The 9,744-nt window shown below is 57.0% G+C and carries 6 protein-coding genes, 1 tRNA gene and 1 pseudogene; 5 read left to right on the plus strand and 3 right to left on the minus strand.

Going from position 1 to position 9,744, the window contains the following annotated elements; all coding sequences use genetic code 11:
* Nucleotides 1–5 precede the first annotated feature (5 nt).
* Nucleotides 6–2,846: a preprotein translocase subunit SecA gene (gene secA, locus ACXMDM_RS04060; RefSeq protein ID WP_071800707.1), complete on the minus strand. Its 2,841-nt coding sequence runs from the start codon at nt 2,844–2,846 to the stop codon at nt 6–8.
* Nucleotides 2,847–3,033: 187 nt separating this feature from the next.
* Here secA and ACXMDM_RS04065 point away from each other — a divergent pair, with 187 nt between their 5' ends.
* Nucleotides 3,034–3,513, plus strand: coding sequence for a GNAT family N-acetyltransferase (locus ACXMDM_RS04065; protein WP_071802074.1), 480 nt, complete (start codon nt 3,034–3,036; stop codon nt 3,511–3,513).
* Here the strand turns inward: ACXMDM_RS04065 and ACXMDM_RS04070 are convergent.
* Nucleotides 3,505–3,576: transfer RNA gene (locus tag ACXMDM_RS04070), tRNA-Gly, on the minus strand. The genes ACXMDM_RS04065 and ACXMDM_RS04070 overlap by 9 nt on opposite strands.
* A 683-nt stretch (nt 3,577–4,259) precedes the next feature.
* On the opposite strand from ACXMDM_RS04070, the gene ACXMDM_RS04075 reads away from it, so the two are divergent.
* Complete coding sequence (locus ACXMDM_RS04075) at nt 4,260–5,216, plus strand: GDP-mannose 4,6-dehydratase (RefSeq protein WP_071800708.1); 957 nt, start codon at nt 4,260–4,262, stop codon at nt 5,214–5,216.
* A gap of 83 nt (nt 5,217–5,299) precedes the next feature.
* A pseudogene (locus tag ACXMDM_RS04080) lies at nt 5,300–6,434 on the plus strand (GDP-mannose 4,6-dehydratase).
* A 41-nt stretch (nt 6,435–6,475) separates the two neighbouring features.
* On the opposite strand, the gene ACXMDM_RS04085 reads toward ACXMDM_RS04080, so the two are convergent.
* Nucleotides 6,476–7,261, minus strand: coding sequence for a glycosyltransferase (locus ACXMDM_RS04085; protein ID WP_162922854.1), 786 nt, complete (start codon nt 7,259–7,261; stop codon nt 6,476–6,478).
* Between the two features lie 462 nt (nt 7,262–7,723).
* Here ACXMDM_RS04085 and ACXMDM_RS04090 point away from each other — a divergent pair, with 462 nt between their 5' ends.
* Both ACXMDM_RS04090 and ACXMDM_RS04095 read left to right on the plus strand, forming a co-directional pair.
* Nucleotides 7,724–8,545 carry a glycosyltransferase gene (locus ACXMDM_RS04090; protein WP_499570139.1) on the plus strand — a complete coding sequence of 274 codons (822 nt, stop codon included), beginning with the start codon at nt 7,724–7,726 and terminating at the stop codon, nt 8,543–8,545.
* A complete protein-coding gene (locus ACXMDM_RS04095) occupies nt 8,542–9,693 on the plus strand; it encodes a glycosyltransferase family 4 protein (RefSeq protein WP_071800711.1) in 1,152 nt (383 codons plus the stop codon). The genes ACXMDM_RS04090 and ACXMDM_RS04095 overlap by 4 nt, the downstream gene beginning before the upstream one ends.
* Nucleotides 9,694–9,744: the final 51 nt, after the last annotated feature.

Raw genomic sequence — 9,744 nt, forward strand, 5'->3', positions numbered from 1 at the left:
CGGCTTCAGCCGGTGGCCACGGCCGGGCTGTTTTCCATGCGGGGCTGGAACATGAACATTGAATAGATCACATTGCGGCGCATCGAAGTCATCATGTCGAGGAACATGTCGTAGCCCTCGTTCTTGTATTCGATCAGGGGATCTTTCTGGCCGTAGCCGCGCAGCCCCACCGATTCACGCAGGGCGTCCATGGCCTGGAGATGCTCGCGCCAGAGGGTGTCGATCTGCTGGAGGATAAAGAAACGCTCGGCCTCGCGCATCAAGTTGGGACGGGATTGATCCACCTGGCTTTCCTTGAGGTCATAGGCATTGCGCAACTGCTCGCGCAGGAAGGCCTTGAGCTCCTCCATCGACAGGCCCTGCAACTGCTCAGGCGTGAGATCGGCCAGCAGATAAACGAATTCCTGCACCTTCGAGACCAGCCGGGCCAGATCCCACTCCTCCGAGGGCAGGTCGGGGTTGACGTAGGCCTCGACGACGTCGTCCATGGTGCGCTCCCCGTAGCCGATCACCTGCAGCTTCAGCTCCCGGCCCTCCAGAACACGGCGGCGTTCGGCATACACGGCACGCCGCTGGTTGTTCATCACTTCGTCGTACTCGAACACCTGCTTGCGGATGTCGTAGTAGTAGGTTTCGACCTTTTTCTGTGCTCCCTCGAGCGAGCGGGTGAGCATGCCCGATTCGATCGGCATGTCCTCTTCCACCCGGAAGGCATTCATCAGACCGGCCACCCGATCCCCACCGAAGATGCGCAGGAGGTTGTCTTCCAGCGAGAGGAAGAAGCGGGTGCTGCCCGGGTCCCCCTGGCGGCCGGCGCGGCCACGCAGCTGGTTGTCCACCCGTCGCGATTCATGGCGTTCGGTGCCGATCACGTGCAGGCCGCCGGCCTGCCGCACCCGTTCCTCCTCCTCTTGGACCACGCCATCGTATTCGGCCCGCACCCGGGTGATCAGCTGGCGCAGGCTCTGGATCTGGGCGTCGTCGGTGGGGGCCTTCTCGGCCGCCTGGGCGATGCGGTCTTCGAGTTCAAGCACCGAGAGGGCCCGATCGCCCCAGGCCTTGACCAGTTCCCTTGCCAGCTCCACCAGGGATTGTTCGGTGGCGTCGGTGAGGGCGCAGGGGTAGAGGGCGCCGATGGCGCGGGCCTCGCTGGGGGCATGGGCCAGGCCGGAGGGGCTGCTGCCGAAGCCACCGCCGGCAGCCTCCCGCGGCAGTGGAACGGGGGGACGGTGGCCCTCCTCCGGACGCACCAGGCGGGGCAGCAGCACCTCGCGCAGTTTGAGGCGGGCCATGTAATCGCTGTTGCCACCGAGGATGATGTCGGTGCCGCGTCCAGCCATGTTGGTGGCGATCGTGACGGCCCCGGCCCGGCCGGCCTGGGCGATGATCTCAGCCTCCCGCTCCACGTTCTCCGGCTTGGCGTTCAACAGGTTGTGGGGGATGCCCTGTTCGGCAAGAAGGGCACTGAGCAATTCTGATTTCTCCACGCTGGTGGTTCCCACCAGCGCCGGCCGATCGGCCCGGTGGATGCCAGCGGTTTCGGCGGCCACGGCGCGCCATTTGGCGGCCTCGTTCTTGTACACCTGATCCACCAGATCCAGGCGTGAACGGGTGCGGTTGGTGGGTACAACGGTCACTTCGAGCTTGTAAGTTTTCTCGAATTCCACTTCTTCGGTCTTGGCGGTGCCGGTCATGCCAGCCAGACGCGGATAGAGCAGGAAGAAATTCTGATAGGTGATGCTGGCAAGAGTCTGCGTTTCCGGTTGAATCGCCAGGTTTTCCTTGGCTTCAATCGCCTGGTGTTGGCCGTCGCTCCAACGGCGACCAGGCATTACCCGACCAGTGAACTCATCGACGATCACGGCATCCTCGCCGCGCACGATGTAGTTCACATCCTTGATGAACAGGGATTTGGCCTTGAGGGCGTTGGTGATGTAGTGGGCCCAGGGATCTGCAGGATCGAACAGATCCTGAACATTTAGCAGCTCTTCTGCCTTCGCGTAGCCCTCGTCGGTGAGCGTCACGTTGCGCTGTTTTTCATCTACCTCGTAATCACCTTCGGGGTCGATCCCGTCTTTGGAGGTTCCTTCGGCCCGCAGTAGCTGATCGGCGATCTCGGCAGCCCGTCGATACTTTTCCTGGGGCCTCTCGATCTGGCCTGAAATGATCAAGGGTGTGCGCGCTTCATCCACCAGAATGGAGTCGACCTCATCGATGATGCAGTAATTGAAGCTTCGTTGTACTACCTCTTCGATGTCGTTGGACATGTTGTCGCGCAGATAGTCGAAGCCCAGCTCACTGTTGGTGGCATAGGTGATGTCACAGCCGTAGTTGCGCCGTCGCTCGGACGGGGGCATGTCCTGTTGGATCAGCCCCACCGAGAGGCCAAGGAAGCGATGCACCTGGCCCATCCACTCGGCATCGCGGCGGGCCAGGTAGTCGTTCACGGTCACCACGTGCACCCCGGCGCCGGTGAGGGCGTTGAGGTAGGCCGGCAGGGTGGCCACCAGGGTTTTGCCTTCGCCGGTCTTCATTTCGGCGATCTGGCCTTCGTGCAGCACCATGCCGCCGATCAGCTGCACGTCGAAGTGGCGCATGCCCAGCACCCGCTTGCCGGCTTCGCGCACCACCGCAAAGGCTTCCGGCAGCAACTCATCAAGCAGCTGGCGCTGCCTGGCCGGGGATTCCGCCTTCGCCAGCATCTCCTTGAAGCTGGCAGTCTTGCCACGCAGCTGGTCGTCGCTGTATGGGGCGATCTCCTCCTCCAGCAGGTTGATGTCCGACACCAGGGGCTGAAAGCGCTTCAGCTTGCGGGCATTGGGATCACCCAGCAGGAATTTGAGCATTGCAGCGGCCACCTTATTGGCTTCAGCTTATCACCGCTGAACCTCTGAACGTTTGCAAGAAGCAAGGCAGGGCAAGGGGTTTGGCCTCACCAGCGTCCGCTAATGACGGCTCAAGGCAGGGTCTGCCGGCAGATTGGAAAGGGGCTGGCCGGTGAAGCTTGAGGATGGCAGCCGGCCCTGGAACGCCATGCCTGCCCGCCCACCCTCTGCTGAAGCTGTGTCTGGCCCTGCGGCCATCAGGCTGATCGCCCACGGACCGCTGAAGCTGCGGCTGCTTTGGCGTCTTGGCGCCCTGCAGCAGTTTCTCGATGCCCACAGCTTCTGGGCCTGCGGCCGCAGCCGCCACGACCTGCGCCGCATGCTGGGGGGCAGCAGCGCCGTGGTGAGTGCCTGGCGGGAGGGCGAATTGCTCGGCTTTGGCAGAGCCACCAGCGATGGGGTGTTCCGAGCTGTGCTCTGGGACGTGGTGGTGGCCGAGGCAAGCCAGGGTCAGGGGCTGGGCCGCAGCATCGTCGAGGAGTTGCTGCACGCACCGGCGATCAAGCGGGCCGAGCGGATCTACCTGATGACGACCCAGGGAGCTGGCTTCTACGAGCGACTCGGTTTCAGCTACGGCCACGCCCAAACCTTGCTGGTGCGCGACCGATTGGCTGATTCAAGCGGATGAAGAGATTCGAACTCTCGACTTTCTCCTTGGCAAGGAGATGCTCTACCACTGAGCTACATCCGCGATTCGACGCTTCCGCCGAATCAAGAGCATGCCCTAAAGGGTGCCCCCCAGTCAAATCAGAGGAGCTGGTGCCGTCGCTGGGGTCGTCTAAGTTCAAGTCCATGACACCGCGTTTCGTCCAGAGCCTCTGGAACAATCGGGAACTCTGGTGGACCCTGGCAACAGGGCGGATTCAGAGTCTCAGCAACGATTGGCTTCTGGCTGTTTCCGTACCATTGCCAGCAGTTAATTGATGTCGTGGGACACGAACTGCAAGCCGGCCTGGATCTGTTGAAAGCCGGCCAGCCTCAGCAGGTTGAGCGCTGCTGTTCAAAAAATCGCCAAGGCACCCGCCTTAGTGGTGCACATCAGAATTAGGGACGAACTAGCTCATCACTTCGAAAGACCTCCTTGCGTCTTCGCTTCCACTTCTATTGCCCCATATTCAGGAACCAGGGCTCGAAAGCAATTGCTCTAAATGGCTAAGCAATTAAATAGCACCAGTCAGATGCTGGCTCCTGCTACTCTGGACCTGGAAAACACCACTCTGAAACCATATGATACCACTCAGGGACTAGAAAACGCTAATCTGAAACTACAAAATGCCAGTCATGAGCTGAATCAAAGTAATTCCAGCAAAAGCTGCAGATTTATTCATTAAGTTGGGGAAACCACTCTATTCCTCGAATTCTAATACATAACAAATGAGCAACACAGCACTCATCGCCGGCATCACCGGCCAAGACGGGGCATATTTGGCTCGCCATCTACTTGAGTCGGGTTACCGGGTAGTGGGCAGTAGTCGCGATGCCCAAAGTAGTGATACCAGTCGTCTGCGCAGGCTCGGCGCCGATCAAGACATTGAGCTCATCTCCTTGGCCCCCAACGATTTCCGAAGCGTGCTTAAGGCACTGTCATCTATCGAGCCAACTGAGGTATATAACCTTGCCGGGCAAACGAGTGTGGGGCTCTCGTTTGAGCAGCCTGTTGAATGCATGGAGTCAATCGCCAGTGGTACGTTAAATTTTTTAGAGGTGCTGCGCTACCTTGACGCACCAACACGTCTCTTCAGTGCTGGCAGCTCGGAGTGCTTCGGTGATACCCAGCAGAAACCGGCAAATGAGACAACTGCCTTCCATCCCAGAAGCCCCTATGCCGTCGCCAAAAGCACAGCCTTCTGGCAGGTGGCAAACTATCGTGAGGCCTATGGTATTTTCTGCTGCACGGGTATTCTTGCCAACCACGAATCACCGCTCAGGCCTTCACGCTTTGTGACCCAGAAGATCATTGAAGGAGTACGAAGCATCAAGCGGGGAGATAGCCATGAGTTAAGACTCGGCAATCTCGACATTTGGCGCGACTGGGGTTGGGCGCCTGAGTATGTGCTGGCCATGCACCAGATGCTCCAGGCCCCAGAGCCCAAGGACTACTTAATTGCATCGGGTGTTACCACATCACTGCGTGAGTTTGTACGCCTGGCCTTTGTTGCTGCTGGGCTGGACGTAGAAACCTACCTGATCAGCGACGCCACCTTCCTGCGGCCAAGTGATCTTAGATACTCTGCCATGGATCCTAGCCTCATCGCCGCCGATCTCGGCTGGAAGGCTCAGGTGTCACCGGCTGAGATCGTCCAACGAATGTACGAAGAGAGACTCATCTAACACAGAAAACTACGTTCTGGATCCCTGCGTTTTGGTGACCTTCACTTCTCCAATCAACCTTTAACTTCTATGGCCAAAACGCATTGATCACTGGAATTACCGGTCAAGAGGGTTCCTGTCTTGCGGAACTACTGCACTAGAAGAGTTGTGAGGTACAGGGGCATCCAGCGACGCGCCAGCAGCTTCAACACCAACCGCCTCGACCACCTCTATCAGGACCCTCATGAACGCAATCCACATCTGAACCTGCACTATGGCGATCTCACGGATAGTACCAACTTGATCCGCATCATCCAAAAGGTGCAGCCCGCATAAATCTATACTCAAGGTGCTCAAAGTCACGTGGCTGTGAACTATGAAACTACTGAATACACAGCCAATTCCGACGCTCTGTGAACCCTTCGCCTCCTCGAAGCCGTGGCGGATCCCCTTGGGCTCACCAGCAAGGCTCGCATTTATCGGTCCTCTACAAGTGTGTTGTATGGCTTGCTGTAGAAAATATACAAGAAGGAGAGAGCTATCTTCTTTCCCTGCAGCCACTATGGTGTTGCCATCCTTTATGCCTGCTGGATCGGGGTCGATTACTGTAAAGCCTATTAAATGCATGCTTACACTGGCACTCTGTTCAGCCATGAATCACCACAGTGGGGCGAAATCTTCGTAGCCCGCAAGATCACACGAGGCCTTGCCCGCATTGATGGCGGGCTTGACGATTGCATCTTCATGGACAACCTCGACTCGCTTCGCGATTGGGGCCATCCACGTGATTATGTGGAGATGCAGTGGCTGATGTTGCAGCAGGAGGGGCTACCGGAGAATTTCGTGATCGCCACAGGCCGTCAGGAAAGTGTAACGCGGTTCATTGAACTCACCGCCAAGCACCTGGGATGGAATGGTATCACTTGGAGCGGTGAAGGCCTCAGCGAGATCGGCTCTCCAGTTGACAATGGAACACCCATCGTAAGGATTGATCCCCGCTACTTCCGTCCAGCGGAAGTGGAAACGCTCCTGGGTGATCCCACCCGAGCCAAGGAAAGACTGGGCTGGACGCCCACCACCACACTGGAAGAGCTGGTGGCAGAAATGGTCGCCTGCGACAAGGAAGAAGCTGCGAAGGAATCCATTCTAAGGCGGGAGGGATTTGACGTTGTGGGATCAATGGAAAACCCCACGACGAAACCCTTGTCATTAACAACAAAGCAAACAGCTGAGTCCTGAAACCGTGTCTTCTGTGGCCTGCCTTCTGCCAAGAAGGCACATCAGAGATGTGAGCCAAAACGGGCGTAGGCCTCAAGATGTTGCCGCACTAAACGATCCATTTCGTAATGGCGGCGAAGACGCGTGTAGTCCTCAGACCCGAGGCGATGGCTGGGGCGCTGCTGATCCACAGCTTCACCACTCCCGAGCCAGTCCGCCCATGCCTGAGCATTGAGAGGCGACAAAAAGGTCACGAAACCCTGACCAACCTCCCGATGCACTTCAAGATCGGAAGCTACAACCGGCGTGTCACAAGCCAAGGCCTCAATCAGGGGTAGGGAGAAGCCCTCGGCAAGCGAGGGAACCAGCACCGCCTCAGCATGGCGATAGAGCCAGGCGAGCATCGGGTCAGTCACCGAAAGCTGGAGAACGGCATGCTGGAGAGCGTGGTTGGCGATGCACTGATGCTCTTGAGGGGTCCAAGAACCGCCACCTGCGAAGACAAGGAGCGGAAGATCACAGCCTGCCGAGCAACCACGATGCAATATCGCCAGTGCTCGCATCAAGGTCTGACCATTCTTGTAGGCGTGGCGTTTACCCACCATCAGCCAGAAGCGCCGATCCACAAGCCCATCCACCTGCTGGGGGGGGATCTGATCCATGGCCGTAGCCAGATGAATCACATGGACAGGGGTACGAATACGCGGGTAAAAGAAATTGAGGTCATCAACAGATGCTGCACTGATGCTGATGATCAAATCAGAGGCAGCAAGCCAGCCTGGCTTGTTTGCATGGGGGGAGCGCAGAGCTGGAAGAAAGAAGTGTTCAGGATGTCGCTCTGGGGTCATGTCAAACAGGGAGCTCACAAGACGCTGCTCGCTGTGTAGCCGGTAGGGGCGGCCGCCATAGAAGGTGGCATGAACCACATCAGCCCGACGCCATGATGACGGGTTCAGCCAACATCTGGGTGGCCTTGAGGCACGGCTCACGCATACACCAGCCTGCAGAAGCTCAGCGGCAAGAGAATCGAAATAACGGCTGATACCACCTCGGCTCTGACGCCGAAAGATCTGAGCGTCAAAACCAATGTGCAGAGAATCCACAGATTGAACGCCGGTTGGAAAGGATAAGGAATAAAACGCTTGGGATGAAACAAGCGCGGATTGCCTAACAATCGACCTGGAACCATGATCGCTATGGCAGGCTGTGATCAGCTTACAAGCTCCCAGCCTATGGCCAAAGCCCCTGAAGGCATGGACTGTGAGGTATCTGATCAGACTGACACAGAGGCCGCTGGCCATCCACAACCGTTGATCACGGTCATTACACCCTGCCTGAATGCGATTGCCACCATTGCCGAAAACCTCCTGAGCGTCCTGGCGGCCCGTGAAGCTCTGAAACGAGATGGATGGCTTCTGGAACATCTCATCATTGATGGTGGCTCTGACGACGGCACGACCGAACTGGTGGCTGAGTATGCGGACAGATATTCATTCTGCCGGTGGATCGCCAACATCCGAGGCGGCCCCTATGCGGCCATGAATGCAGGGCTGGAGCAGGCCAGCGGCCACTACACCCACGTGCTTAATTCCGACGATCTGCTGCTGGATTCAGCTGGCTATGCCGCGTTCTTACAGGAGGGGCACAGGAAGGGGGCCAAGGTACTGATCACTTCCATCGGCTACTTCCGGAGACCCGATCGTCAGCTCAAAAGCCTATGGCTCGTGAATCCTGTGCCGATGAACACAAGCGAATGGAAACAGCAGCTCTTACGAGGGCTGCATTACCCACATCCGGGCTTTATTGCAGAGACAGAACTATACAGAGATGAAGCCTTTGACGAAAAGTACAGCCTATCGGCAGACTACAAACTGATGCAGAAACTTCTGCTGGGGCCCGCACGACCAGAAACAACGCTGCTTTACACCCAACCGCTCGTGGCGATGGCGGAGGGAGGAGCAACAGGCAGCTGGAGAGCCATCCTCAAGGGCTGGAAGCAACTGACGGCCATCAATCAAGAACTGGGGATCCAGGCATCGAGCGCGAAGCGCTATTGGAAAAAAGCACGACGTAGGTTACTGCCCCTGGCTGAAAAGATCATGATCGAAAAGCTGGAAGGCTGTGAGCGATGAGTGGATTAAAGGTCGCCTTTGATGTGAGTCAAACGGGTGGGCGCAAGGCTGGATGCGGATACTATGCGGCCTCTCTGATTGAGGGTCTGCTGACCTCAGACGTGACCAATGAGTTCACATTGCTGACCAGCTTCGGTGACTTCTTCCATGACCCCACACTGGCTTTTGCCCTGCCCCATCTCGGCCAGGGTATTCGCTATGGGCCACGTCTTCTGCGCCGAAAAGATGCAGAAATCTTTTGGCGCGACCATGACAGGGGTGGTCACTTTCTGGAGCAATTTGACGTCGTTCATGCCAACAACTTCTGGTGCCCTCCCTGGCCGATGCCAGGAGCACTCATCTACACGCTCTATGACATGAGCTTTCTCGACCACCCCGAATGGACAACCGAAAAGAACCGACGGGGCTGCCTTGAGGGCGTTGAACGGGCCGTCACGCTGGCCGACAAATTCGTGGCCATTTCCGAAGCAACCAAGCAGTCCTTTCTCAAGCACTTCCCACAGATCACACCAGAGAAAGTGCATGTGATTTATCCAGCCTCTCGCTTTGGTCAACCTGGCTTCAATGCAGCACCAAAAAGACCAAGACAGGAGATCTTCAACATCGGAAACCCTTTCTTCCTATCAATAGGAACCATTGAGCCAAGGAAGAATCAGACCTTCCTCCTGGACGTTTACCATCAATATCGGCACCGAGGTGGAGAAGCGACTCCTCTTGTACTGGCTGGCAAGAAAGGATGGCTAATGGATGACTTTGAAGAAAAGATTGTGGCATCACCCTGGGCTAGCGACATTTTCATATTGGGCTACGTGAGCGATGGTGAGTTGGCTTGGCTTTACCAGCACTGTCTTGTCAATCTCTACCCCAGTCACTATGAAGGGTTTGGTTTGCCCGTTCTGGAGGGAATGGCCTTTGGAGCTTGCACGCTCTGTTCTAACAGTACGTCCATGCCAGAAATAGTAGGAGATGCAGGGATCCTGCTCCCGCCAGATGATTTGGAGAGGTGGGTTCACGCTCTGGAATCGGTGGTGTCTGAAACCGAAAAGCGCATCAGCCTTAAGGAAGAAGCTCTAAAACGCTCAACCAGCTTCCAATGGGAACAAAGTATTATGCAGACTTTGAGTCTATACGAAAAAGCAACAAGGTGATATCCTCCTCAAGCCCAAGTGTAGATGACCAAGACTCAACGGATGGCCAAG

It is taken from the genome of Synechococcus sp. CS-603, from assembly GCF_977929215.1.